The organism is Actinoallomurus iriomotensis (assembly GCF_030269445.1).
GTDB lineage: Bacteria > Actinomycetota > Actinomycetes > Streptosporangiales > Streptosporangiaceae > Actinoallomurus > Actinoallomurus iriomotensis.
Map to the genome: position 1 here is coordinate 140549 of NZ_BSTJ01000016.1, position 25894 is coordinate 166442.

A 25894-nucleotide genomic window follows, 5' to 3' on the forward strand; every position below is an offset into this window, starting at 1 on the left:
GGCGCGGAGGCGTGGACGGGAGAGACATCTGACGGCGCCCGTTCCGGCGAACACGAGAATTACTCATGTCCTGATGCGGTCAAAGGGGTATTCGCCACTCCCCGATTGCCTCACTGTGATCAGCGCGATCAGACGCGATTGAGGTGGGTCGGATGAGGCGTGTCCTGGCCGTCGTGTTCGCCGTCGTCCTCGTGGTGACGCTCTCCGCGGGACCGGGCGGCGCCGCCGCCTTCCCGGCCGGGCCGCCGAACGATCCCGACTACGCGCCCGCCGAGCAGGGCAGCGTCCTTACCTGCCTCACGAAAGGGGCACCGGGCGCCGAGCAGCACAACCTGTACTCCTTCATCCCGCGGTGCACGCCGGGCGCGAAGGACCCCGAGGGCGCGTCCGGCATGTCGGTCGACACGGCCTGGCGGGACTACACCACCGGGTCGCCCGACACGGTGATCGCCTACGTCGAGGCCGGCGTCAACTGGCACGGCTCGGACGTCGCCGACCTGGCGAACAAGGTCTACCTCAACACCGGTGAGCTGCCCAAGCCACAGGGCTCGTCGTCCTACGACCGCGACGGCGACGGCGCGGTCACCGCCGCCGACTACAAGGACGACACCCGGGTCCACGACGCCAACGGAAACGGTGTCATCGACCCCGAGGACCTGATCGTCGCGTTCTCCGACGGCAAGGACGACGACGGCAACGGCTTCACCGACGACATCTCCGGCTGGGACTTCTACGACGACCAGAACGACCCGGCCACCTTCGACGGTACGTACGGCCACGCCAACGACCAGCTCAGGAAGGCCGGCGCGCAGACCGACAACGGAACGCTCGGCGCGGGGATCTGCCCGAAGTGCCGGCTCATGCCGATCCGGGCCGGCCAGGAGGCGCTCGACCGCACCGACGACCTCACCGCCGCGTGGCTGTACGCCGGGCGCGCGGGCGCCAAGGTCATCGTGAGCACCACCGCGGACCTCGGGTACTCCTCCGCCATGCGCCGCGCCGTGGACAAGCTCTGGAACGACGGCGTGGTCATGGTCGAGTCCAGCAACGACTTCGACTCGACCGACCACCAGGGCGGCATGTTCTGGCCCCACGTCATCCCCGGCAACGGGCTGGTGCCCAACACCGACGGCGTCTCCGGTGCGCTCGCCAACACGCTGACCACGACGTACCGCGAACGCTCGAACCTGACCTCCTTCGGCGCGCACGCGATGTTCTCGGTGGCCACCATGGGCGGCTCGACGTCGGAGTCGACGCCGACGACCGGCGGGCTGTTCGGTCTACTGCTGTCGTACGGGGCGCAGGCGGCGCAGGAGAAGAAGATCGCCTGGCCGCTGAGCAACGGCGAGGCCGTGCAGGTGATGCGGGCGACCGCGAGCGACGTCGCCGACACGAGCCTCGGCTGGCCGGGCCGCCCCGGCTGGGACAGCCAGTACGGGTACGGCCGGCCGAACGTCCACGCCGCCATGGCCGCGGTGGCGAAGGGCGACATCCCGCCGGTCGCCTCGATCGAGAGCCCGGACTGGTACTCCCTCTACGACCCGGAGACGACGGCGTCCGTGCCGGTCACCGGGCACGTGGAGGCACGGCGGGCGTCGAGCTTCCGGTACGAACTGCGGTTCGCCCCCGGCCTCGACCCGGCCGAAGGCGACTTCGCCAAGGCCGGCTCGGGCGACGGCAGCGGCGTCTACGACGGCAGGGTCGGCACGCTCGACCTCTCCGGGCTACCCCGGTCGTTCTGGACGAAGGCCTACACGATGTCCGACGACAAGGCGCTGTCCGCCACCGAGCAGTACACGGTCACCCTCCGCCTGCGCGTCTGGGACGACCAGGGCCGGATGGGCGAGGAGCGGCGCACGATCGCGGTCCACCACGACGCGACCCTGCGGGCGGGCTTCCCGCAGAAGTTCGGCATCGGCGGGGAGAGCCAGCCGGCGCTGGCCGACCTTCAGGGCACCGGCCACCAGGCGATCGTGTTCGGCGACGCCGACGGCCGGGTGCACGCGATCGACGGCGTGAGCGGCAGGGAGCTGCCCGGCTGGCCCGCCACCACGAACGCGATCCCCGTCCGGGTCCCCGGCTTCGACCCCGGCCACGAGCCGATCGTCGCGCCGGTCGCGGTCGGCGACCTGTTCCACGACGGACGGCAGGAGGTCGTGGCGACCAGCACCACGGGCCGTACCTATGCCTTCGACTCGTCCGGAAAGGCGCTGCCCGGCTGGCCGAAGACGCTCGACACGGGCGTGAGCAAGCCGGCGATCCCGCGGCCCTCGCTGCCGTACACCCGGCAGCCGCACCAGGGCGCGACGGCCTCGCCCGTGCTCGTCGACCTGGACGGCACGCCCGGCCTGGAGGTCGTGCAGGCGGGCTGGGACGGGCACGTCCACGCCTGGCACGCGGACGGCGGCGCGGTGCCCGGCTGGCCGGTGAAGGTCGCCGACCCGCCGAAGCCCTCCTCCGGCATCGCCATCGACGACGCGAAGCTCGACGCCACTCCGGCCGTGGCCGACCTCGACGGCGATCACAAGCCGGAGATCGTGGTGCGCTCGCAGCACTCCGAGAGCCCCGGCGCGGGCATCCAGCCGCTCGGCGCGAACTACGTGTACGCCTACCACGCCGACGGCTCGACGGTCGGCGGCTGGCCGGTGCGGCTCCCGTCGATCATCACCTACTACGGCAGCGCACAGGAGTTCATCACCGAGGCGGCGGGCAGCCCCGCCGTGGCCGACGTCGACGGCGACGGCAAGGACGAGGTGGCGACCGGCCCGTCGTTCGCCGCCACCTTCCTCGTCGGCGGGGACGGCAAGGTGCGGAACGCGTACGGCCCGCTGAACAACCCGGCGCTCGGCCTGCTCAACGGCGACGAGAGCGTGATCCGCGCGCTGCTGGGCGGCAAGCTGCCCGCCGACGTGCCCGCGTCGTTCACCACGACCGGTACGTTCGGGCGCTTCGGCACCGCCGGGCGGCTGGGGTACGCCGAGTCGGGATCGGGCGCGGTATCGCTGATCGCGGCACTGCTGTACCCGGGCAGCGGCAGTCCGATCGGCAACTTCGAGCGCGGCTACGACGCGGTCACCGGGCTGCCGGTCGCCGGCTTCCCGCACGAGCGTGCGGGCCTGGACTTCCTGGGCGCGCCGCTGGTCACCGACGTCACCGGCGACGGGAAGGCCGAGGTCGTCGACGGCGGCGACACCTCGACCGTGCACGCCTTCACCTCCTCCGGACAGGCCGCGGGCTTCCCCAAGTTCACCGGCGGCTGGACCCTGTTCTCGCCGGCGGCGGGCGACCTGGACGGGGACGGGAGGACGGACCTGGTCACCACGACCCGTGAGGGCTACCTGTTCGCCTGGCAGACCGACGGTAAGCCGGACGCCGAGTCGTGGGCCTACCACCACGACGAGTGGCGCACCGGCCGGTACGGCACCGACAGCCGCCCGCCGGGCCTGCCGAAGGACCTGCGGCGCAGCGGCGCGACGGTCACCTTCACCGCGCCGGGCGACGACGGATACACGGGCCGCGCGACGTCCTACCGCGTCACCGCCGACGGGACCACGACGACGGTCGCGGCGACGGTGGACGCGGGCGGCACGCAGACCGTGACCGTCCCGGCCGGCGCACAGAAGATCACCATCCAGGCCGTGGACGACGCGGGCAACCTGAGCCCCGCAACGAGCCCCTGACGGACGCTCGCCCGGTGGGTCCGCGCGTCAGCCGGAGGCACGCACCCGGGCGGGGTCGACGCCGAGGACGGCCGCCAGGGCCGGGTGCACGCGGCCCGGGTCGATCGTCGTGATCGTGTAGGCGGCGACGCCGGCCACGACGAACGGGTCCTCACGCGGTGACCTTGTCTCCCGGACGACGGCTGTCCGCGGGGCGCGTGCCTCCCGTCGGCTCGCCATTCCTGCCAGCGGTTATGCTGAAATAGTTAGGTACGGTAACTAACAGGAGGGTCGGTGCCGGAACTCGCCCACCGTCGGCGAACGCTCGTCCTGGCGATCTGCTGTCTGAGCCTGTTCATCGTCGGCCTCGACAACACGATCGTCAACGTCGCCCTGCCCTCGCTCCAGCACGATCTCCACGCGCCCGTCAACGGCCTGCAGTGGACGATCGACGCCTACACGCTGGTGCTGGCGAGTCTCCTCATGCTGGCCGGTTCCACCGGCGACCGGATCGGCCGCAGGCGCACCTTCCAGACCGGCCTCGTCGTGTTCGTCCTGGGCTCGGCGCTCTGCGGTACGGCCCCGAGCCTGGGCTGGCTCGTGGCCTTCCGGGTGCTGCAGGCCATCGGCGGGTCCATGCTCAACCCGATCGCCATGTCGATCATCACCAACACGTTCACCGAGCCGCGCGAACGCGCCCGTGCCATCGGCGTCTGGGGTGGCGTGAGCGGCGTCAGCATGGCGCTGGGTCCGATCGTCGGCGGTGCTCTCATCGACTCGATCGGCTGGCGTTCGATCTTCTGGATCAACGTGCCGGTCGGGCTGGCCGCTCTCGTGCTGACCGCTCTCTTCGTGCCCGAGTCCAAGGCGCCCCGGGCGCGCCGGCCCGACCCGATCGGACAGCTGCTCGTCATCGTCATGCTCGCGTCGCTGACCTACGGAATCATCGAGGGGCCGGGCGCCGGCTGGACCTCGGGGAAGATCCTCGGCTGCTTCGGGCTGTCCGCGGCCGCGCTGGCCGCGCTGCTCGCGTACGAGCCCCGCCGCGCCGATCCGCTGATCGAGCTGCGGTTCTTCCGCAGCGCGCCGTTCTCCGGCGCGACGGTGATCGCGGTCAGCGCGTTCGCGGGGCTGGGTGGTTTCCTCTTCCTCAACACCCTGTACCTGCAGGACGTGCGCGGCCTGTCCCCGTTCTTCGCCGGCCTGTACGTCCTGCCCATCGCGGCGATGACGATGGTGCTGGCCCCGAGGTCCGGCCGGCTCGTCGGCGCCCGGGGTCCGCGTCCCTCACTGGTCATCGCGGGCGTCGGCCTGGTCGCCGGCGGCCTGCTGCTCACCGGCCTGACCACCCGTACGCCCACCGGCCTGCTGATCACCGCGTACTTCGTGTTCGGTGTCGGCATGGCGATGGTCAACGCCCCGATCACGAACACGGCGATGTCCGGCATGCCCCGTGACCAGGCGGGCGTCGCCGCCGCGACCGCCTCCACGAGCCGCCAGGTCGGGCAGTCTCTCGGCGTCGCCCTCGCCGGTTCGCTGGTGAGTTCCGGGATCCACGGATCGTTCCGGTCGGGCTTCGCCTCGGCGAGTCACGCCGGCTGGTGGCTGGTCACGGCGTACGGCCTCGTCGTGCTCGTGCTGGGCATCGCCACGACCGGACGGTGGGCGCGCGCCACCGCGGCACGGGCCGCCGAGCGGTTCTCCGCCGACGACGACGCGGCCCAGGTCGCCGCAGGACTCGCGCGACGGTGACCCCGCGTCACGCCGTCCCCGCCGGGCCGGTGAGGGCGTCCTCCTCGACCGGCGCCACCGGTCTCCCGCCGAGGGCCGGGCGGCGGCCGATGGCGAGCGCGAGCAGGGCGGCGGCCAGGCACAGGGCGGCGGTGGCCCAGAAGATGTCGGCGTACTCCGTGTGCAGGGCCGCCTTGACCGCGGCCAGGTAGGCCGCGAGGCGGTGCGCGAACTCCGTACGGCTCATCCCGATCGGCAGCGGCGTCGTCAGGTGCGCGGTCAGCGTCTGGAACCGGTGGAACCCCCACACGCCCAGCGCCGCCACGCCGATCAGCATGCCCATCATGCGGGCCACCACGACGGCGGCCGACGCGATGCCGTGCTGCGCGGCGGGGACCGACCGCAGTGCCACCGACGACAGCGGCGCGATCACCAGCCCGAGCCCCAATCCGGCGATCACCAGGTCGGCGTCCACGCGCGGGACGGTGAACAGGGCGAGGTCGTACCGCAGTCCCTGGGCGCGCAGCGGCCAGGCGGCGATCCGCGCGTACCCGACCGCGGCGACCAACATGCCCGCGAAGATCAGCCAGCGCTCGCCGAGGCGGCGTGCCAGCAGGCCGCCAGCGACCGCGGCGACGGCCAGCGGCACGAGGAAGCGAGCCAGCAGGTACGCGCCGCCGGTGGCGTTCCGCCCGAAGAGCGTCTGGGCGACGAGCTGCACGTCGACCAGCGTGGTCATCAGCGCGGCGCCGGACAGCAGGCTGACGCCGAACGCGGCGAACAACCCGCCGCGCCGGGCGCCGCGCAGGTCGAGCAGGCGCGTACGGGCCCGTGCCTCCCAGGCGACGAACGCCGCCAGCACCACCAGGCCGGCCACGAGGCACGGGACGCCCCAGGACGGCAGCGCGGTGTGGTTCGGGTCGGGGTTGTACAGGCCGGCGACGAGGAGGCCGAGCCCGGCCGCGAGCAGCCCGCCGCCGACGACGTCGATGCGGGTGCGGGCGGCGGGACGGCCGCCGGGCACCGTCCACTGCACGGCCGCCATGGCGAGCAGCGCCACCGGGATGTTGATCCAGAAGATGCCGCGCCAGCCGGCCACCGCGGCCACCGCCGCGCCGTACAGCGGGCCGAGCACGCTGCCCATCTCCTGCGCCGCGCCGACCCCGCCGAGCACGGCCGGACGGCGTTCCTCGTCCCACAGGTCGCCCGCGAGGGCCATCGTGATCGGCAGCAGCGCGCCCCCGGCGAGCCCCTGCAGCGCCCGCCCCGCGATCAGCGTCGGCATCGAACCGGCCAGCGCGGTGACCGCCGACCCGGCCGCGAACCCGGCCAGGCATGCCTGGAGCATCACCCGGCGGCCGAACCGGTCCGAGAGCAGGCCGAGCAGCGGCATCCCGGCGACGTAGCCGAGCAGGAACGCCGTGACGACCAGGCTCGCGCGCTCGATGTGGTTCACCGGCACACCGAGGTCGCCGACCATGGTGACCAGAACGGTGACCACCACGTACGCGTCGATGGCGGCGAGGAGCACGACGACGCCGCCCACGCCGATCGCGACGCGGCGCGCGCCGGGCCCCTCGGCGTTCACTTGGCCGGAGCCGCGATCGGGAACGGCTTGCCGAAGTCGGCGAACGTGATCGTCACCTTGCCCGGCTTGCCGCCGTTCTTCGACGGGACCTCCACCTCGGACTTGAGCACGTGCTTGTCGGCGGCGGAGACCCAGATGTCGGCGGGCGCGTCGGCGCTCATGCCGGGCACGAGCCGGCTCAGCGCGGCGCGGGCCAGCGTCGCGTGGACGCGGTAACACTCCTGGCCCGCCTCCTTCTCCTTGCCCTTCGTCTCGGCGTTCTTGGCGGTGAGCAGCAGCTGGACCAGCCCGCGGTCGGGGTCGAGGATGGCGGACGGATCATAGATCCCGGCCACCTTGGACAGCGGCTCCTGCTGCCATCCGCCGGTCAGCCCCTTGAAGTGCGCGGTCTTGCCGATCACGACGAAGTCGAGCTGGATCGGCATGCCCAGCTCGGTCACCTGCACCGACCCCTGGGAGTTGCCGTTCTTCAGCAGCTTCGCGTCGACGCTCTTGACGGTGATGTCCGGATCGCCGCTCGTCCGCAGGGTGAAGCTGAGACTGGTGACTCCGCGCAGGACGTTCGCCGCCTGCTGCAGCAGCTGCCCGCCCGGTGGTCCGTCGCCCTTGCCACCCCCGCCCGAGCAGCCGGCGGTGAGGACGATCGCGAGCACGACGGTGAGCAGGCCGGTGAGTCTCGCCCGGGAAGACGGCATACGCAGAACATAGCGTGGCGTCCGGCGTGGATCGCGAAGATCGCCTCAGCGTGCGCCCGCGGCCGGTCGTTCCGGGACGACCGCCGGGACGGCGATGGCGGTCACGACCAGCCCGCGGTCCACGATCCAGCGGCCCGTGAAGCCGGTGAGCGCACGGCCGTCGACGACCGGTCCGGGGACGCACAGGCGCGCGGTGAACGTGCCGGCGTCCGGGTCGGGCGTGACGACCGCCTCCTCGAAGCCCAGCCAGCGACGGGTCAGCGGGAACCACGCCTTGTAGACCGACTCCTTGGCGCTGAACAGCAGCCGGTCCCAGCAGACTCCCGAGCCGTCTCCGTCTCGCCGCTCGATCCAGGCGCGCTCGGCGGGACCGGTGACGGCCTCCAGCACGCCGTCCGGCAGCGGGCCGTTGGGCTCGGCGTCCAGCCCGACCGTACGGACCTCCTTCTCCCACGCGACGGCGGACGCCCGGTAGCCGTCGCAGTGGGTCATGCTGCCGACGACGCCGGCGGGCCAGCCGGGGGCGCCGCGCTCGCCCGGCACGATCGGCGCGGGCGGCAGGCCGAGAGCGGCCAGCGCGCGGCGCGCGCACCCGCGGGCCGTGGTGAACTCCCGGCGGCGCTTGTCCACCGCGCGCGCCACCGCCGCCTCCTCGTCGGGGAAGAGGACGACGGCCTCCCGGTCGTCGAACGCGTCCGCCGAGGCGACCTGCGGCGGCAGGATCCGTTCGATCATCAGGCCGACCCGGCCGGCAGGATCCGGCGGAACCGGCCGGGGGTGCCGCCGCGCGGCTCCCACTCGCGCGGATAGCCCAGGGAGACCTCCTCGAAGCGGACCCCGTCGTACCAGGTGGTCCGGGGAATGTGCAGGTGACCGTAGACGGCCGCGACGGCGTTGTAGCGCCGGTGCCAGTCTGCGGTGCGCTCCGTGCCGCACCAGAGAGCGAACTCCGGGTGGCGCAGCACCAGCGTGGGGTCGCGGACCAGCGGGAAGTGGTTCACGAGAACGGTCGGGAGCGACGTGTCGCGCGCGGCGAGCAGGCGCTCGGTCTCCTCGATCCGCACGTGGCACCAGGCGTCACGGCTCGGGTGCGGGTCCGGGTGCAGCTGGAACTCGTCGGTGCACACGACGCCGGCCTCGTACGCCCGCTCCAGCGCCGCCTTCTTGGTGTTCAGCCCGGGAGGGCGGAAGCTGTAGTCGTACAGCACGAAAAGCGGGGCGACCGTGACCGGCCCGCCCGGGCCCCGCCAGACGGGGTAGGGGTCCTCCGGCGTGACGACGCCCAGGCTCTGGCAGAACTCCACGAGCCGCCGGTAGCGGTGCTCGCCGCGCAGGCGTACCGGATCCGCCTTCGGCGTCCACAGCTCGTGGTTGCCCGGCGTCCAGATCACCTTGGCGAAGCGCTCGCTGAGCAGGCGCAGGGTCCACTCGATGTCGGCGAAGATCTCCCCGACGTCGCCGGCGACGATGAGCCAGTCCTCGTCGGTCTCGGGCCGCAGGTCAGAGATGATCTTCCGGTTCGCCTCGTAGGCGGTGTGCAGGTCGCTGATGGCCAGCAGGCTCCCACCCGGGCTCACCGGGCGTACCTGCCGGGCCCCGATCCGGCCGCTGACAACCGTGCTCCTCCCGTCGCCCTACGCCCGCTCGGGGGCGCTCAGGCCGAATATAGAAAGAAGGTCGGCGGCGCGGAACCCCTGTTCACGGTCGACCGGTGTCCGCCGGCCGGCGGCTCGCGGCCGCGCGCAGGCGGCCGGCCGCGCCCTCCGTGAGGGGCTCGCCGTGACCGAAACAGGCGATCTCCGCGTCGACCGCGGCCAGCCGGGCGAAGGACTCCGCCGCCCCGGCCCGGTCGGCGTTGAACACGCCGAGGATCACCTCGCCGTCCGGCGTGCGCGCCACGGCGTCGCCGGTGAACAGCACGCCGGGGCCGGGTAGGAAGAGCCCCAAGCTGCCGGGCGTGTGCCCCGCCGCGCCGACCACGCGCGCCCCTCCCCCGAAGTCGAGGACGTCGCCGTCGCCGACCGGGCGGCCGACCCGTACGGGCACCGGCGGTTCCGCGGGCAGGCCGGCCGTGACCCGCTCGTATATCGGCCGTTCCCAGTCGAGCAGGTCCGGCGGGGGCCCGGCCTGCTCGCCCTGGATGAACGGGACGTCGTCGCGGTGGGCGATGACCTCCACCTCGCCCCAGGCGGTGATCGCGGCGGCGGAACCGACGTGGTCCTCGTGGAAGTGGGTCAGGACCAGCCGGCGCACGTCCTCGGTCCGGTGCCCGAGCCCGCGGATCGCGTCGGCGATGGCGGGCGCCGAGCCGGGAGTGCCGGAGTCGACGAGCGTGAGCCCGTCGGGCTCCGCCCAGAGGTAGACGTGCCCGACGGGGAAGCGGAGGAAGGTCAGCCTGGGGGTGAGCGCGACGACGTCCATGCGACGACGTTAGGCGGCCCCGACCCGGATGGGGAGCGCTCTACGCCCACGGCGGATCCGCTGTGAGCTGAGGCGTCCGCGGGGTCGCGTTGGCCTCATCGGGCCGGTCGTCGGACGCGGCTCCATCTCACGGCCCGCACCTGGTTGAATCTTTGAGATGACCGAGGAACCGGCGCTGACCCGCGGGGAGCCCGCGACGCTCGACGACGTCGCGCGGCTCGCCGGCGTGTCACCGGCGACCGCCTCCCGCGTGCTCGGCAAGAGCACCCGCGCGGTACGCCCGGAGCTGCGGGAGAAGGTCCTCGACGCGGCGGCCCGCCTGTCGTACACGGCGAACCCGCACGCCCGCGCGCTGGCGCGCAGCGCCTCCGACATCGTCGGACTCCTGGTGCACGACATCGCCGACCCGTACTTCTCCTCGATCGCCGCCGGCGTGACGCGTGTCGCCGAGGAGCAGGGCGCGATCGTCGTCCTCGGCACGACGCTCCGCGACCCCGAACGCGAGATCGAGTACGCCGCGACGCTGCGCGCGCAGCGGGCCCGCGCCATCGTCCTCGTCGGCAGCCGCACCACCGACCCGGGAACCACGTCGCGGCTCGCGGCGGAGCTGACCGCGTTCCGGTCCGCGGGCGGCCGGGTGGCGTGCGTCGGCCAGGACGGGCTGAACGTGCCGACCGTACGCCCGGACAACCAGGCGGGCGCCGACCGCCTCGCCCGTGCGCTGACCGGGCTCGGGCACCGCCGCTTCGCGGTGCTGTGCGGACCACACGACCTGGTGACCGCGCGGGAGCGGCTCGACGGCTTCCGCACCGGTCTCGCCGCGTCGGGCGGCACGGTCCGCGACGTGGTGGAGGGCGCGTTCACCCGGGACGGCGGGTACGCGTCCGCGCTGGAACTCCTCCGCCACGGCACCGACGCGACGTGCGTGTTCGCGGTGAACGACGTGATGGCGGTCGGCGCGATGGCGGCCCTGCGGGAGCGGTCCGTCGGCGTACCGGAGGAGCTGTCGGTGGCGGGATTCGACGACATCGCGACGCTGCGCGACACGATCCCGGCACTGACCACCGTACGGCTGCCGCTGGAGGAGATGGGCGAACAGGCGGCGCGTCTGGCCCTCACGCCGAACCCGGCGGATGACGATGAGCCGGCGCTGCTACCGGTCTCGGGCGAGGTCATCCTGCGAGAGAGCACACGCCGCCTGGTCTGAGGCCCGGTCCGATCCGGCCCCGGCGCCGCGGCCACAGCACAGCGGCGAAGCCCCGCCCGCGACAGCCGGTCCACGCTGGACGCCGCAGCGGCCGCCCCCACCCTCGCCGCGCGTGCGAGGAGTCCGCCGCTCTCTCAGTCCGGTTGGACTGAGCGCAGGTGTTCGCACGCCTGGCGGAGCTCCGGGACGTCGGACCAGCGCGCTGACATGCCGAGGATGCCGGTGATGTGGGCGTTCACCCGGGCCGAGGAGACCAGCGGGGCGATGCGCGCCAGGGCGGCCATGTGCTCGGCGGCCATCTGCGGTTCGGACGCCGCCAGTGCCGACTCGACCTGCCACGCCTTGTAGGCCACCAGCAGGAGGGCGGAGCACTGTCCGCTGAGCGCGACGGCCTCGGCGATGGCCGTGTGCGCGTCCGGGTACGCCCGCATGCCGGCCAGCGCGACGCCGACGTTTCCCTTCATGTCGGCCTTCTCGTACGGGGACAGCCCCTCGGTGTCGCCGAGTTCGGCCAGGCGGTGGCGGGCCGCGCGCTCCTGGCCGCCGACCAGCGCCAGTGACCGCGCCATCCGGAGCTTCAGCCACGCGCGTTGCGACGGGGACAGGTCGGGCAGGGCCAGACCCTGTCGTGCGTACATGATCCCCCGGTCGCCCTGACCGCGGTCGATGCTGATGCGGCTCAGCGCGCTGCAGGCGGCGGCCTGGCCGTTGAAGTCGCCAGAGCGCCGCGCGAGCTCGAAGGCGAACGACCCGGCGCGCTCCGCCACCTCGTATCGGCGGGCGTCATAGAAGATCCGCGCGGCCTCGCACGCCAGATCCGACGCGGCGGACTGGAGTTTGCGATCTTTGCCGGAGATGACAAATCCGACTTTTTTCAGGTGTCGCAGCGCGGTGGAGGCGACCGGGATTCCACCCTGTTCATATCGATCTTGAGCGAGCCGGCCCGCGAGCGTCCGCACATATTCAGGGTCCTGATATGGCGCGATTTTGGGGGATGGCACGAAGGCGATCGAACCGACCGCCGAGACGAATTGTCTACGTTTCACGGCATCGTTCTCCGTTTTGGGGGTTATGTGAACTTCCCAGCCGACGCGTTCGAGAAGGCGCTGCACCTTGGCGATACCGCTGTCTTTCACACCGCGCGATGTCTGCGAGACCCATGACTGCGACACGCCCAGTTCGGCGGCTAGCTCCACTTGCGACCATCCGTGCCGAGTCATGATCGCTTTTAGGGCTTCGGGAAGAACGTCGGCGTCCATGCGGTCACCGTATGACCGCCGGAACTTGCGGCGCTACCGAAATCGCATTACCTCGTGCATGCTCTCCATTACAGGACATCGGCATCCCGGCAACAAAGGTCGCCGGGAGATGGAGTTATGCCCATATGACCAATTACGACGTTCATCTACTTGCCGAGAAACTCGCCGACGACTGCACGAAAGCGGGGCTGGAGGCCGAGGTGCTCGCGCCGACCCGCGTCCGCGTCGGCGCCCCCGGCGGCCATTCCCGGCTGACCGACACCGTCCGCTGCATGCCCGTCCCGCACGGCGACGAGAGCCTGATGTGGTGGTGGTCCTGGGGCGAGCCGATCAGCCCCGCCGCCCACATTCCGGACGCGGTCCGCGTCATCTCCCGGGTCCTGTCCCTACCGGCCGGCACGGCCATGCCCGGCGACGGTCCGCGCCCCCACGCCATCGGCACGTCGGCACCCGCCGACGACCCGCACCCACACGACACCGGCACCGCGGCGCCCACCGACGACCCGCACCCGCACACCACCAACACCGCGGCGCCCACCGACGATCCGCACCCGCACAACACCGGCATGTCGACGCCTGGCGACGTGCCGTCCCCGTACGGCTCCGGCACGTCACGCCCAGCCGTTCCGCGCCGGAGCCGCGCCGACACCTGCTGATCCCCATGCCCTTCGGCGTCGGGGATCTCGCCGCTAAATGAGTGATTCCGGGGGATTGGGCAGATTCTGACACTGGGAGAACCGGACGTGTCGGACCGGGCGGGAGGCGGGTGTTCCTCTCCAGGGGTTCTCCTGACAGGAGAATCTTCTCCTCTCAGAAGAAGCCCGCCATCGACTACCCGCCTCCGGCGCGTGATGCACCGGCGGTGACGCATCACCAGGAATCACTCGTCTAGAGGGCGTTCAGCGCCGGGACGAGGCGCCGTTCCTCGCGGTCGAAGTGCGCCTCGATCTCGCCCGCCAGCTCGCGCAGTTCGTCCAGCACCTCGTCCGGTGACGCGGCGCGCGCCAGCGTCTCCTCGAACCGCGACCGGATGCCCGCCAGCACCGCGTGTTCCTCACCGAACGCCGCGAGCACCGGCTCCAGGCCCGGGTACCGCCGCGCGAGAAGGGGAAAGCCGCGACCGGCCTCGTTGTCGTGGTGGGCGTGGACGTCGGCGCAGAAGGACAGGCAGCGGGAGCGCAGCCGCGCCGCGAGGTCGGCGGGCGGCGCCTCCGCGGGCCGGCCGGCGGCGAGGTCGGACACGGCGGCGAGGATCCCGGCCAGTTCCTCGCGCATGCCGCGGTGGATGGCGACGAGCTCGTCCCCCAGCGCGCGGGCGCGCTGGTCGCGGTAGAGCGCGACGACCGGGATCACCCGGCTCGTACCGGCCTGGTAGTCGGCGAAGGCCGGGGCGATCTCGGCCTGCCGCGCGTAGAGCGCGTCGCGCTCGGCCCCCTCGAGCGGCTGGGCGGTCGCGGCGTACGTCTCCTCGCCGGTCTCGACGGTGACGCCGGGGTTCGCGATCAGGTTGTGGTACCAGGCCGGATGGGCCGGGGCGCCCGCGTTGGAGGCGAACACCAGGATGCGCCCGCCGTCGCGCAGGCAGGTGACCGGGGTGGTCCGGCGTCGGCCGGTACGCGCGCCGACCGTGGTCAGCAGGACGAGTGGCGTGCCCTCGAACGGGCCGCCGACCGCACCGCCGTTCGCCCGGAACTCTTCGATGATCTTCTGATTCCAGTCCGACATGGGCCGATAGCCTCCGAGACGATGACGGCGACACAGATTTGCTTTGCAAGCAAAGCTATTTTGGAGATCAAGGTATGTCAACGGGACTGAGCGTCGACGAGGGCATCCGTACGCTGCTGCTGCTGATGCCGCGCCTGGTCGGCCGCGCCAAGCGCACACCGGTGCCCGAACGGCTGAGGTCGCTGGACCTGGCGCCACGGCACCTGTCGCTGCTGTCCTACCTGCTCTTCGACGGGCCACAGAGCGTCAACGAGCTCGCCTCCCGCCTGGAGGTGGCACCGACCACGGTGAGCCTGATGGTCGGTGAACTGAGCCGCAAGGGCGTGGTCGAGCGGCGCGAGGACGAGGCCGACCGCCGCCGTACGATCGTGAGCATCGCCGATGACAGCCGCACCGCCGTCGACGCGTGGCTCGCCAACGGCGCGCGCGCCTGGCGCACGGCGCTCGAACCGCTCACCGACGAGCAGCGGGCGATGTTCGTCGCGACCCTGCGCGCGTACGAGGACGCGGTCGGCCATTGACCGCGCCCACCGAGCCGCTTCAGACCAGGTCGGGCCGCTTCCACTCCTCCCCCAGGACGTGCTGGGCGAGGAAGGCGAACACGGTCTCGTACCAGATCGTGGCGTTGCCGGGCGCGAGGATCCAGTGGTTCTCGTCCGGGTAGTAGAGGAACTTCGCCTCCACGTCGTGCCGGATCAGATCCCACCACAGCCGCAGGGCGTTGGCGATCGGCACCCGGTAGTCGCGGTCGCCGTGGATGACCAGCATCGGCGTGCGGATGTTCGCGACGTGCCGCGCCGGATCGTTGGCGGCCCAGCGGTCGGGCCGCTCGGCCGGGTCACCGAACTCGCGGATGAAGTAGTACGCCTCGTCGGAGGTGAGAAAGTTCTCGACCGGCCAGGCGCTGGCGTGCGTGACGAGCGCCTTGAAGCGATCGGTGTGCCCGGCGATCCAGTTGGCCATGTACCCGCCGTACGAGCCGCCCATGACGGCGGTGCGGTCGGCGTCGACGTCGTCGCGGGCGACCGCGGCGTCGGTGATCCTCATCAGGTCGTCGTACGCGGGCTCCGCCCAGCAGCCGTGCCCGCGGCAGACGAAGTCCTGCCCGTAGCCGAGCGACAGCGCCGGATCGGGCAGCAGGACGGCGTACCCGCGCGCGGCCATCAGCCACCAGTTCCACCGCCACGCCCAGGGGCTCCAGCTGGCGTAGGGTCCGCCGTGCGGCCACAGCAGCAGCGGCGCCGGCGACGTCGCGGACGCGTCGTCCGGCAGCACCAGCCAGCCGCGGAGCGGCGCGCCGTCGGCGGCCGTCGCCGTGACCTCGGTGACGGTCCCGGGCAGCTCCGGCACGTCCCAGAGCCGCAGCCGCTCCGGCTCCCGCGCCGGTCCGTCCGCGTCCAGCCGGACCGGCGCCTGAGGCGCGTCGATGGCCGACCGCACGGCGTACACATGCCGCCCGTCCGGGGAGACGTCCACGAGGTCGTACGCGCCGTCGTCGCCGCTCAGCCGGGTGACCTCGCCCGTCGCGACCTCGACGCGGAAGACCGGCGCGCGGCCCTGGTCGTACGCGGCGAAGTAGACGGAGCGCCCATCCGGCGACCAGATCGGGTCGTACGGCCAGCGGTCGAAGTCCGGCGTCAGGTCGCGGCCCTCACCGCCCTCGATCGGTACGATCCACAACGTCTCGTCGGGCGGCTCCTCCAGGTCGCCGTGACGCTCGCGCACGCAGACCACGTGGCGGCCGTCCGGTGAGACGACCGGGCGGAGGAAGTCGAACCCCTCGGCGCCCGCGAGCCGGCGCCGCTTCCCCGTCGCCGTGTCGAGCGCGACGAGTTCGGAGCGGCGGTCACCGCGCGGGCCCGCCAGCCACCATCCGGTGACGACCGTCGCGCCGTCCGGGGTGACGGCGAAAGACTGCCCGGCCAGCGCCTGGCCCGGCTCCGGCGTGAGGTCGCGCGGCGTCCCGAGCCCGGACCCGTCCGGCGCGGGCGGCGCCGCCGCGAACAGCCGTCGCTCGGCGGGCCCGAGGTGACGGTCCCAGTCACGGATCGGGAGAGTCTCGTGCAGGATGGCGGTGACGCCGGCCGCCTTACGCCGCTCGGCACGCGCGTCGTCGCCGCCGGGCAGCACCGGCGCCGCGAACACCACGGTGCCGCTGTCGCGCGCGACGGCGAAGTCCTCGATGCCGCCGGGATGGTCCGCGACCCGCCACGGCTCGCCGCCCTCGGCGGGCAGCAGCCACAGCCGCTGGACCTCTTCCTCTCCGGCGCCGCCGGCGTCCGTACGGGCGGAGGTGAACAGCAGGGACCCGTCGGGCAGGAACGCGGGCCGCCCTTCCCCCGCCTCCGAACGCGTCAGCCGGCGCGGCTCGGCCACGCCCGCCGGGTCGACCTCCCACAACGCCGTCCGGTACTTCTTGCCGTCGGCGGTCAGGATCCGCACGACCGCGACGAGACGCCGCCCGTCCCCCGACAGCCGCAGGGTGAGAACCCTGGGTAGCGCCATGTAGTCCGCGAGATCGTGGAACGGCGTCACATCGTCTCCCTCGTCGCCCGGTCCGGCCCGTGAGCCGAGCGTATCCAGCGCGCCTATCGGCCGGCTGCCACGCCGCTACGCGTGAAGCCGTCCCCGGAATGAGCCGGTCAGTGCGGCGGCAGGTGCCGGACCGCCTCGGCGGCGAGGGCGCGGGAGGCGGGGGCGGGGTCGCCGGTGGTGCTCTGGACCTGCACGCAGAAGACCGCGTTGCTGACCCGCACGTACGTCCGGCAGTCCGCGTGGTTGCCGGGCTGCCGCATCACACAGGCGACGAACGCCTCGTCCCCGATGGAGGCCGGCGTGATCCTCGTCCCGGGTTCGTCGGCCTGCTGGCGGCGGATGTCGAACTTCTCATGACCGTCCGCGGCCGTCGGCACGCCGCCGGTGTCATGGGCGACCCCTTCCACGAAGACGATGACGTGGTTCGCCACCTGCTTCGGGTCGAGCTCCGCGTCCCATTCGCAGAAGTCGTCGGTCTCGCTCTTACCCGCGGCGGCACCCGGCACGTACGCGTGGATCTGCTGCACGGTGAGCAGCGAGCAGGCCGTCAGCTCATGGGTGAACCGGCCACGCGGCTTCGAGCCGCCCGACAGGGTGATGCCGACGGCGACTCCCACCGCTGCCAGCACGACCGCAGCGACGATGATGAGCGGAACGCGGCGTCCGCGCGCCCGCGGTCTCGGAGCCGGCCGGAGATGCTGACCGGGCGGGGGGAACGGCGGGTGGTCGTACGGGCCCGGAGGAGGCGGAGGCGGCTGCATCGGCTCCCTTACTGTCGATCGAGTGGCCGGAGCGTAGCGAAGATCTCTGGCCGCTCACCGGGCCGTGGTCTCCCAGGAGGCGGGGACGATCACCCAGAGGGCCTCGGCGGCCTCGTCCGGGTCCGGGTTGCGCCACGTGTGGGGCTCGCGGCCGGAGAAGGTCATCGTGTCGCCCGTCTCCAGGAGTTCCGCCGACCGGGAGAACACCAGCTCCAGCCGGCCGCGCACCACGTGCACGACCTCCACCTCGCAGTCGAGGGTGTAGAGCTCCTCGCCGCCCGTGCCGCCGGGGTCGATCACCGAGCGCACGAGCTGGAGCCGTCCCTGGCCGCGCGGGGTCAGCAGGCGTTCGTCCGCGCCCGGGCCGGCGAGCTGGATGTACGGCGCCTCCGCGCCGCGCACGACGTCGGTCTTGGGGGTGACGAACAGCTCCCCGACCGGCAGCGACAGCGCCGCGCACACGGTCACCAGGGTCGACACGCTCGGCGAGGTCATGTCGCGCTCGATGCGGCTGATGAACCCCTTGGTCAGGCCCGTGCTCCGCGCCACCTGGTCGATCGTCAGGCCCTGCCGCCGCCGGGCGTCGCGCAGGCGGGCCCCGATGCGCAGGTCCTGCTGGCCGGCGGCGATCGGCACTGATCTCATGGAGCCCTCTTCGTCAGGCGCCCGGTGCGGGCGGCGGGTGGTCGCGGACGGCGAGCCACCGCCCAGGGCCCGCCGGAGGACGATCGTCTCACGCTCACCGGCCGCCGCAAGTGTTTCTTGGTAGGAAACCAAAGTTGCCCTACAGTTATCTTGCCCGCCCGAGCCGTCCACGGAGGGAGCCGCCGTGCACGTTCGCCGCATCGTCGACTTGTCGGTGCCACTGTCGGAGTCCACGCAGGTCTACCCCGGGGATCCGGTGCCGCGGATCGAGCCCGCGGCCACCATCGAGGCGGACGGCTTCAACCTGCTGAGCCTGCGACTCGGATCCCAGACCGGCACGCACGTCGACGCGCCGTACCACTTCCGCGCGGACGGCGCCCGCATCGACGAGATGGACCTGTCGCTCTTCGCCGGGGAGGGCGCCGTCATCGACGTCACCGGCCTGGCGCCGCGCGCCCGCATCACCTGGGCGGCGATCGCCCCGGCGGCCGGCCGGCTGCGGCCCGGGGTGATCGCGCTGCTGCACACCGGCTGGGCGACCCGGTACGGAACGCCGGCCTACTTCGACCATCCGTTCCTCGACGCGGACGCCTGCCGCCGGATGCTCGACCTGGGCGTACGGACCTTCCTCCTCGACTTCCCCAACATCGACGAGACCCCGGACGCCGCGCATCCCGGCGAGGGCTTCCCGGCCCACCGGCTGATCGCGGCGGCGGGCGGCGTGATCGGGGAGAACCTGCGCGGCTTCGAGCGGATCGACTTCACGCCGTTCGTCTCGTGTCTCCCGCTGCGCCTCGCGGGCGCCGACGGCGCGCCGGTACGCGCCGTCGCCATGGACCTGGCCCCTCCCATCCGATGACTGCGCCCCTGCCCGGCGTAGCCTCGGCACTATCGACCGATCGGAGAGTCATGACCGAGCGAAGCGAGGGAATCAAAAGGCGCGGCCCAGTGGTCACTCCCCCCGACGAAGGAGGACTTATGACCGGTATTGAGCAGCGTCGAATTCTCAACACGGCGATTCCCGGCCCGCGTTCGGCCGCGCTGCAGGCGCGGAAGAACGCCGCGGTCTCGGCCGGCGTCTCGACCGGGCTGCCGGTCTACGTCGAGCGGGCCGGGGGCGGCATCCTGGTCGACGCCGACGGCAACCAGCTGATCGACTTCGGCTCCGGCATCGCCGTGACCACGGTGGGCAACGCCGCGCCCCGCGTGGTCGAGCGGGTTCAGGCGCAGGTCGCCGACTTCACCCACACCTGCTTCATGATCACGCCGTACGCGGAGTACGTCGAGGTGGCGGAGGCCCTGGCCGAGCTGACGCCCGGCGACCACGAGAAGCGCTCGGCGCTGTTCAACTCCGGTGCCGAGGCGGTGGAGAACGCCGTGAAGATCGCGCGGTCGGCCACCGGGCGGCAGGCCGTCGTCGCCTTCGAGCACGCCTACCACGGCCGCACCAACCTGACGATGAGCCTCACCGCGAAGAACATGCCCTACAAGCACCGCTTCGGGCCGTTCGCGGGTGAGATCTACCGCGTGCCGATGGCCTATCCGTACCGCTGGCCGACCGGTCCGGGCAACTGCGCCGAGGAGGCGTTCGCGCAGTTCACCAGCCAGGTGCACACGCAGATCGGCGAGGAGAACACCGCCGCGGTCATCATCGAGCCGATCCAGGGCGAGGGCGGGTTCGTCGTGCCGCCGGACGGGTTCCTCACGCGCGTCGCGGACTGGTGCCGCGACAACGGCGTCCTGCTGATCGCCGACGAGATCCAGACCGGCTTCTGCCGTACCGGCGACTGGTTCGCGTGCGACCACGAGGGCGTGGTACCCGACCTGATCACCACCGCGAAGGGCATCGCCGGCGGCCTGCCGCTCGCGGCCGTGACCGGGCGGGCCGAGGTGATGGACGCCGTGCACCCCGGCGGCCTGGGCGGCACCTACGGCGGCAACCCGGTGGCCTGCGCGGCGGCGCTCGGCGCGATCGAGACGATGAAGACCGAGGACCTTCCGCGGCGCGCCCGCGCCGTCGAGGCGCTCTTCCTGCCGCGGCTGCGCGACCTGGCCGCCAAGTACTCCCAGATCGGCGACGTACGCGGCCGCGGCGCGATGCTCGCGGTCGAACTCGTGTCGGACCCGGCCGCCAAGACTCCGGACCCGGCGCTCACGGCAGCGGTGAACAAGGCCTGCCACGCGGAGGGCCTCGTCACCCTGACCGCCGGCACGTACGGCAACGTCCTGCGCTTCCTCCCCCCGCTGTCCTCCCCCGACCACCTGCTCACCGAGGGCCTGGACATCCTCGAGGGCGCCTTCGCGGCGACCGTCTGAGCCACCCGTCCCCGACTCAAGCGAGGTTCTCCGTCATGTCCGACGTCACGCCCTTCCTCCTGTCCGGCACGCCCACCACCGGAGACGACACCCTCGAGGTGACCTCGCCATGGGACGGCTCGGTCGTGGGCGAGGTCTCCGTCCCCACCGACGCCCAGGTGGAACAGGCCGTCGCCGACCTGCACGCCGTACGGCACGAGGCCCAGGCCACGCCCGCGCACGTACGGGCCGGGGCCCTCGACCACATCTCCTCCCGCCTGTCCGAACGCGCCGAGGAGATCGCGGCGCTGATCACGGCGGAGAACGGCAAGCCGCTGGTCTGGTCGCGCGGCGAGGTCACCCGTGCCGTGTCGACGTTCCGGTGGGCCGCCGAGGAGACCCGCCGTTTCGCCGGCGACCTGCAGCGGCTCGACACCGACGCCGCCGCGACCGGGCGGATGGCGGTCGTCCGCCGCTTCCCGCGCGGTCCCGTCCTGGGCATCGCGCCGTTCAACTTCCCGCTGAACCTGGTCGCGCACAAGGTGGCGCCGGCCATCGCCGTCGGCGCGCCCATCCTCGTCAAGCCGGCGCCGGCCACGCCCCTGAGCGCGCTGCTGCTCGGTGAGATCATCGCCGAGACGGACCTGCCGCCGCGGATGGTCTCGGTGCTACCGGTCCCGAACGACAAGATGTCCTCGCTCGTCACCGACCCCCGGCTGCCGGTCGTCTCCTTCACCGGTTCCGGCCCGGTCGGCTGGTCGCTGCGGGAACAGGCGCCGGGCAAGCACATCACGCTGGAGCTCGGCGGCGACGCCGCGGTGATCGTCACCGCCGACTGGCCGGACCTGCCCGCGGCGGCCTCGCGGATCGCGCTGTTCGCCAACTACCAGGCCGGTCAGTCGTGCATCGCCGTCCAGCGGGTCCTGGTCCAAGCCGACATCTACGACACGTTCGTCCCCGAGCTCGTCGCGGCGGTCGAGGCGCTGCCCACCGGCGACCCGTCGGCCGACGGCGTCCAGGTCGGCCCGGTGATCAACGACGCGGCGGCCGAGCGGATCACGAGCTGGGTCGCGGAGGCCGCCGAGGCGGGCGCCTCCGTGCTCACCGGCGGCACCCGCGAGGGCCGTACCGTCGCGCCGACGGTCCTGGCGGACGTGCCCGGCGGCACGAAGATCGCCGAGGAGGAGGTGTTCGGCCCGGTGCTGTCCGTGGCGCGCTTCGGCGACCTCGACGAGGCGTTCGCGACGGTCAACTCCTCCCAGTACGGGCTGCAGGCCGGCATCTTCACCACCGACGTGCGGGTCGCGTTCCGCGCTCACCGCGACCTCGAGGTCGGCGGAGTGATCGTCGGGGACGTGCCGAGCTACCGCGCCGACCAGATGCCCTATGGCGGCTGGAAGCAGTCCGGCGTCGGCCGCGAGGGCCTGCGGTCGGCGATGAACGACCTCACCGAGGAGCGGGTGATGGTCCTGACCGGACTCGATCTCTGACGGCATCGCCGGGGCGGGGGGCGGCCGATCGGATACGCCCCCCGCGTCTCAGCTCGTTGAGATAGGGCAACATAGCCGACATGCCCGCACCACTGACTCGCACGGAGGCGCAGGACCGCGCTCGGCTGCTGAACGTCCACTCCTACACCGTGCACCTCGACCTCACGCGAGGCGAAGAGGTGTTCGGCTCGACCACGGTGATCCGCTTCGGCTGCGCCGAGCCCGGCGCCACGACGTTCGCCGAGCTCCGGCCCGCGCGTCTGCGCCGGCTCACCCTCAACCGCGCCGACCTGGACCCCGCGTCGTTCGACGACGGCCGCCTTCCGCTGGCGGACCTGGCCGCCGACAACGAACTGCGCGTCGAGGCGGACATGTACTACACCCGTACGGGCGAGGGCATGCACCGGTTCACCGACCCGGCCGACGGGGAGGTCTACGTCTACACGCAGTGCGCACCGGACGAGGCGGACCGGGTCTTCGCGTGCTTCGACCAGCCCGACCTCAAGGCGGTCCTGGAGATCTCGGTGACCGCGCCCCCGCACTGGACGGTGGTGAGCAACGGCGCCGGCGAGCGCACCGAGGACGGGCGCTGGGAGTTCGCCCCGACGCCGCCGATCAGCACGTACCTCGCCGCCGTCGTCGGCGGGCCGATGCACTCGGTGCGCGCCGAGCACGACGGCGTGCCGCTCGGCCTCCACTGCCGGCGCTCGCTCGCCCCCTACCTCGACGCCGAGGAGATCTTCGACATCACCCGGCGCAGCCTCGACCGGTACCACGACCTGTTCGACGAGCGGTACCCGTTCGGCAAGTACGACCAGGCCTTCGTGCCCGAGTTCAACTTCGGCGCGATGGAGAACCCGGGCTGTGTGACCTTCCGCGACGATCTCCTGTTCCGTTCGGCCGTCACCGACACCGAACGCGAGACGCGGGCCATCGTGATCGCGCACGAGATGGCGCACATGTGGTTCGGCGACCTGGTCACCATGCGGTGGTGGGACGACCTGTGGCTCAACGAGTCCTTCGCCGAGTACATGGGTCACCAGGTGATCTCCGAGGTCAGCCGCTTCGCCACGACCTGGACCGGGTTCGCTATCAGACGCAAGGCCTGGGGCTACGACGCCGACCAGCGCCCCTCCACCCACCCGGTCGCCGCCCAGGGCCTGGAGGACACGGCGACGGCGCGGGTGGCCTTCGACGGGATCTCCTACGCCAAGGGCGCCTCCGTCCTGCGGCAGCTCGTCGCCTGGCTCGGCGAGGAGGCCTTCCTCGCGGGCGTCAACGCCCACTTCGCCCGGCACCGGTTCGGCAACGCCGACCTGAACGACCTGCTCGACGCCCTCGCGGGTGCCGCACCCGACCGCGACGTCCGTTCCTGGGCCGAGCGATGGCTGCGGAGCAGCGGCGTGGACACCCTCCGCGCCGAGATCGAGGAGCAGGACGGCGCCGTCGTCTCCGCCGGGATCGCGCACACCGGTACGCCCGGCGCGCCTTCCTCCGCGCGCCCCCACCGGATCTTCGTCGGCCTCTACGACCGGGCGGCCGGCGACGGCGGGTACCGCCTGACGCGGCGCGACCGGATCGGCGTCGACCTGCCCGCCGGCGGCGCGGACCGTACGGCGCTGCCCGGGCTCGCGGGCGCCGCGCGGCCCGACCTGCTGGTGATCAATGACGACGACCTCAGCTACGCGAAGGTACGGCCGGACCTGCGGTCCTGGGAGACCGTGGCCGCGGGGCTGTCCGCGATCGAGGATCAGCTGACCCGCGCGGTGCTGTGGAACACCGCCCGTGACATGGTCCGCGACGGCGAACTGCCGACCGCCGACTTCCTCGCGCTCGTCGAGACCCACCTGCCGGCCGAACCCGTCGTGTCCGTGGTCGAGGCGATGCTCGCGTTCGCCCGCGAGCAGATCGCCGACCGCTACCTGGTCCCCGAGCGGCGCTCGGCGGCGATCGCCACCCTCGCCGAGGTCTGCCGCCGGATCATCCGGACCACGGACGACGATCCCGGCATCCGGCTGGCCGCCGTACGGGGCCTGATCCGGTGCTCGTCGACGCCGGACGACGTGGCGGCGTTGCGGGAATGGCTGCGCGCCGAACGGGTGCCCGGCGGGCCGGACCTCGATCCGGAGCTTCGGTGGAAGGCGCTGCTTCAGCTCTCCGCGCTCGGCGAGGTGAGCGAGCAGGAGATCGCCGAAGAGCTGGCGCGCGACCCGAGCGCGACCGGCTGCCTGGGCGCGGCGCGCTGCGGCGCGGCGCTGCCGGGGCAGGACACCAAGGAACGCGCCTGGCAGCAGCTGTTCACCGACGGCGCGCTGTCGAACCATCTGCTGATCGCGACCGCCGAGGGCTTCTGGCAGCCGGCGATGCCCGAGACGACCGACGGCTACGTGCGGCGCTACTTCGAGGAGGTCCCGGCGGCGGGGAAGCGCGGCCCGACGGTCGCGACCGTCCTGGGGCGGGTGCTCTTCCCCGCCCACGCGGCCACGGAGGAGACCGTACAGGCGGCGGAGCGGTGCCTGGAGGAGGACCTCATCCCCGCGCTGCACCGGGCTCTAGCCGACCAGCTCGACGATCTACGGCGAGCGGTGCGCATTCGGGAGTCGTGACGGCGACGCCGGCCGGGTGGCCGCGGAGCCCGCGGGCGGCGGCCTCCTCCCCCTGAAGGCCGCGACCCGCGGGCACCCGCCTTCCCGGCGGTCCGGGTCGGCTACGAACCCGGTCCGCGGGACACGGCCCTCGCATCGGCTGCCTGCGATGAATCCCCTGTTTCCATCCGGCGCGCGGGGCCGCTCCTGGTGGTCCTCACGGTGTGGGGCGGCGGTGCCGCGCATGGTGCGGCCCGCTCCCCAGCACGTGTCCATAGTGGCCCTGACCTGGGCTGTCAGGCAAAGACCGGCTTCTTCTGGGGCTCATATAATTTCTTCATGACGCTGCGGCAGTTCGAATATCTGATCGCGGTGGCCGAAGAACACTCCTTCACCCGGGCGGCCGAGCGGCTGCTCGTCTCCCAGCCGGCACTGTCCCACCAGATCAAGGTGCTCGAGGACGAGATCGGCGGCCCGCTGCTGGACCGGCTCGCCCGTACGGTGGAGGTGACCGAACTCGGCGACGCCTTCCTGCCGCATGCCGTCGCCGCGGTGCGCAGCACCGACGAGGCGACGTGTGCGGCGCGCGCGGTCGGCCGGCTCTCCGGGGGCGAGCTTCGGGTCGCGACGCTGCGGTCGATCGCCCTCGGCATCATCCCGCAGGCCATCCGCGTGTGGCGGCACGAGCACCCGCGGGTACGGGTGAGGATCCGGGAGTTCGGCCACATCGACCTGCTGGCGGCGGAGATGCTGCACGGCGGCGCCGACGTCGGGATCGGACCGGCGCCGGCGGGCTGGACCGGCCGGTGCCGGATCCTGGGACTCGAGGAGTTCTTCGTGATACTGCCGTACGACGACCCGGAGCTGCGGAACAGCGGCGGGTCGATCGACCTGCGGCGGCTGGCCGACCGCCCGTGGGTGCTGTACGCGCCCGAGTTCGGCCTGGCCTCGTTCGCCGGCGCCGCCTTCGCTCGCGCCGGCTTCACGCCGCGGGCGTCCGTCCGCACCCACCACACCGCGACCGCGGTCGAACTCGCGGCGGCCGGGCTCGGCCCCGCGCTCGTACCCGGCAACGTCATCGGCCCCGACTTCGAACGCTGCACGATCCGTCCCGAGCCGCCGATCCACCGCGAACTGGTCGCCTTCACCCGCCAGTACGTCTCCCCGCCCGCGTCGGCGTTCATCGAGACGCTCGCCGAGCACGCCACCCTGTGACGGGGCGGGCCGGATGGCCGGATGAGGATGACGCGGCCCAAGCCGCGGCCGGGTGCCGCAGGGTAGTCTCGCATTCCGCGATC

The 25894-nt window shown here is 72.5% G+C and carries 21 protein-coding genes; 10 read left to right on the forward strand and 11 right to left on the reverse strand.

Features of this window, described 5'->3' with window-relative positions; translation table 11 throughout:
* Positions 1–152 precede the first annotated feature (152 nt).
* Positions 153–3680 carry an FG-GAP-like repeat-containing protein gene (locus QSK37_RS45450; RefSeq protein ID WP_285634478.1) on the forward strand — a complete coding sequence of 1176 codons (3528 nt, stop codon included), beginning with the start codon at positions 153–155 and terminating at the stop codon, positions 3678–3680.
* Positions 3681–3707: 27 nt separating this feature from the next.
* On the opposite strand, the gene QSK37_RS45455 is transcribed toward QSK37_RS45450, so the two are convergent.
* The gene (locus QSK37_RS45455; protein ID WP_285634481.1) at positions 3708–3899 is read right to left on the reverse strand and encodes a hypothetical protein; all 192 of its coding nucleotides are present in this window, start codon (positions 3897–3899) and stop codon (positions 3708–3710) included.
* 54 nt (positions 3900–3953) lie between these two features.
* Between QSK37_RS45455 and QSK37_RS45460 the strand changes: the two genes are divergently transcribed.
* The gene (locus QSK37_RS45460) at positions 3954–5411 is read left to right on the forward strand and encodes an MFS transporter (protein ID WP_285634485.1); all 1458 of its coding nucleotides are present in this window, start codon (positions 3954–3956) and stop codon (positions 5409–5411) included.
* A 7-nt stretch (positions 5412–5418) separates the two neighbouring features.
* Here the strand turns inward: QSK37_RS45460 and QSK37_RS45465 are convergent, their stop codons facing one another.
* From QSK37_RS45465 to QSK37_RS45485, 5 genes are all read right to left on the reverse strand, one after another.
* The gene (locus QSK37_RS45465) at positions 5419–6978 is read right to left on the reverse strand and encodes an MFS transporter (RefSeq protein ID WP_285634488.1); all 1560 of its coding nucleotides are present in this window, start codon (positions 6976–6978) and stop codon (positions 5419–5421) included.
* Positions 6975–7673: an LppX_LprAFG lipoprotein gene (locus QSK37_RS45470; protein WP_285634491.1), complete on the reverse strand. Its 699-nt coding sequence runs from the start codon at positions 7671–7673 to the stop codon at positions 6975–6977. Before QSK37_RS45470 ends, QSK37_RS45465 begins: the two co-directional genes overlap by 4 nt.
* A gap of 45 nt (positions 7674–7718) precedes the next feature.
* The gene (locus QSK37_RS45475) at positions 7719–8408 is read right to left on the reverse strand and encodes a 4'-phosphopantetheinyl transferase family protein (RefSeq protein ID WP_285634494.1); all 690 of its coding nucleotides are present in this window, start codon (positions 8406–8408) and stop codon (positions 7719–7721) included.
* The gene (locus QSK37_RS45480; RefSeq protein ID WP_285634497.1) at positions 8408–9250 is read right to left on the reverse strand and encodes a metallophosphoesterase family protein; all 843 of its coding nucleotides are present in this window, start codon (positions 9248–9250) and stop codon (positions 8408–8410) included. Before QSK37_RS45480 ends, QSK37_RS45475 begins: the two co-directional genes overlap by 1 nt.
* A gap of 121 nt (positions 9251–9371) precedes the next feature.
* Positions 9372–10094, reverse strand: a complete 723-nt coding sequence (locus tag QSK37_RS45485) for an MBL fold metallo-hydrolase (protein WP_285634501.1) — start codon at positions 10092–10094, stop codon at positions 9372–9374.
* A gap of 157 nt (positions 10095–10251) precedes the next feature.
* On the opposite strand from QSK37_RS45485, the gene QSK37_RS45490 reads away from it, so the two are divergent.
* Positions 10252–11301: a LacI family DNA-binding transcriptional regulator gene (locus QSK37_RS45490; protein WP_285634504.1), complete on the forward strand. Its 1050-nt coding sequence runs from the start codon at positions 10252–10254 to the stop codon at positions 11299–11301.
* A 134-nt stretch (positions 11302–11435) separates the two neighbouring features.
* Here QSK37_RS45490 and QSK37_RS45495 read toward each other — a convergent pair whose 3' ends face one another.
* Positions 11436–12560 carry a helix-turn-helix domain-containing protein gene (locus QSK37_RS45495; protein ID WP_285634507.1) on the reverse strand — a complete coding sequence of 375 codons (1125 nt, stop codon included), beginning with the start codon at positions 12558–12560 and terminating at the stop codon, positions 11436–11438.
* Positions 12561–12685: 125 nt separating this feature from the next.
* On the opposite strand from QSK37_RS45495, the gene QSK37_RS45500 reads away from it, so the two are divergent.
* Positions 12686–13216 (forward strand): hypothetical protein, encoded by a 531-nt coding sequence (locus QSK37_RS45500; RefSeq protein WP_285634510.1) that lies wholly within the window; start codon positions 12686–12688, stop codon positions 13214–13216.
* A 232-nt stretch (positions 13217–13448) separates the two neighbouring features.
* Here the strand turns inward: QSK37_RS45500 and QSK37_RS45505 are convergent, their stop codons facing one another.
* On the reverse strand, positions 13449–14285 hold the full coding sequence (locus QSK37_RS45505) for a nitroreductase/quinone reductase family protein (protein ID WP_285634513.1): 837 nt from the start codon (positions 14283–14285) through the stop codon (positions 13449–13451).
* 74 nt (positions 14286–14359) lie between these two features.
* Here QSK37_RS45505 and QSK37_RS45510 point away from each other — a divergent pair, with 74 nt between their 5' ends.
* The gene (locus tag QSK37_RS45510; RefSeq protein ID WP_285634516.1) at positions 14360–14806 is read left to right on the forward strand and encodes a MarR family winged helix-turn-helix transcriptional regulator; all 447 of its coding nucleotides are present in this window, start codon (positions 14360–14362) and stop codon (positions 14804–14806) included.
* Positions 14807–14825: 19 nt separating this feature from the next.
* On the opposite strand, the gene QSK37_RS45515 is transcribed toward QSK37_RS45510, so the two are convergent.
* The 3 genes from QSK37_RS45515 to QSK37_RS45525 all read right to left on the reverse strand — a co-directional run bounded on the left by QSK37_RS45515 (position 14826) and on the right by QSK37_RS45525 (position 18226).
* A complete protein-coding gene (locus QSK37_RS45515; protein ID WP_285634731.1) occupies positions 14826–16790 on the reverse strand; it encodes a S9 family peptidase in 1965 nt (654 codons plus the stop codon).
* A 137-nt stretch (positions 16791–16927) separates the two neighbouring features.
* Positions 16928–17449, reverse strand: a complete 522-nt coding sequence (locus QSK37_RS45520) for a hypothetical protein (RefSeq protein ID WP_285634519.1) — start codon at positions 17447–17449, stop codon at positions 16928–16930.
* A gap of 186 nt (positions 17450–17635) precedes the next feature.
* Positions 17636–18226, reverse strand: a complete 591-nt coding sequence (locus QSK37_RS45525) for a helix-turn-helix domain-containing protein (RefSeq protein ID WP_285634522.1) — start codon at positions 18224–18226, stop codon at positions 17636–17638.
* Positions 18227–18410: 184 nt separating this feature from the next.
* Between QSK37_RS45525 and QSK37_RS45530 the strand changes: the two genes are divergently transcribed.
* The 5 genes from QSK37_RS45530 (at position 18411) to QSK37_RS45550 (ending at position 25811) form a co-directional block, all read left to right on the forward strand.
* Positions 18411–19085 carry a cyclase family protein gene (locus QSK37_RS45530; protein WP_285634524.1) on the forward strand — a complete coding sequence of 225 codons (675 nt, stop codon included), beginning with the start codon at positions 18411–18413 and terminating at the stop codon, positions 19083–19085.
* A gap of 119 nt (positions 19086–19204) precedes the next feature.
* Positions 19205–20542: a 4-aminobutyrate--2-oxoglutarate transaminase gene (gabT, locus tag QSK37_RS45535; protein WP_285634527.1), complete on the forward strand. Its 1338-nt coding sequence runs from the start codon at positions 19205–19207 to the stop codon at positions 20540–20542.
* A gap of 35 nt (positions 20543–20577) precedes the next feature.
* A complete protein-coding gene (locus tag QSK37_RS45540) occupies positions 20578–22011 on the forward strand; it encodes an aldehyde dehydrogenase family protein (protein WP_285634530.1) in 1434 nt (477 codons plus the stop codon).
* 80 nt (positions 22012–22091) lie between these two features.
* Positions 22092–24617, forward strand: coding sequence for an aminopeptidase N (gene pepN / locus QSK37_RS45545; protein WP_285634533.1), 2526 nt, complete (start codon positions 22092–22094; stop codon positions 24615–24617).
* Between the two features lie 318 nt (positions 24618–24935).
* Entirely contained in the window at positions 24936–25811 is an 876-nt protein-coding gene (locus QSK37_RS45550) for a LysR family transcriptional regulator (RefSeq protein WP_285634536.1), read from the forward strand.
* The last annotated feature ends 83 nt before the right edge of the window (positions 25812–25894 follow it).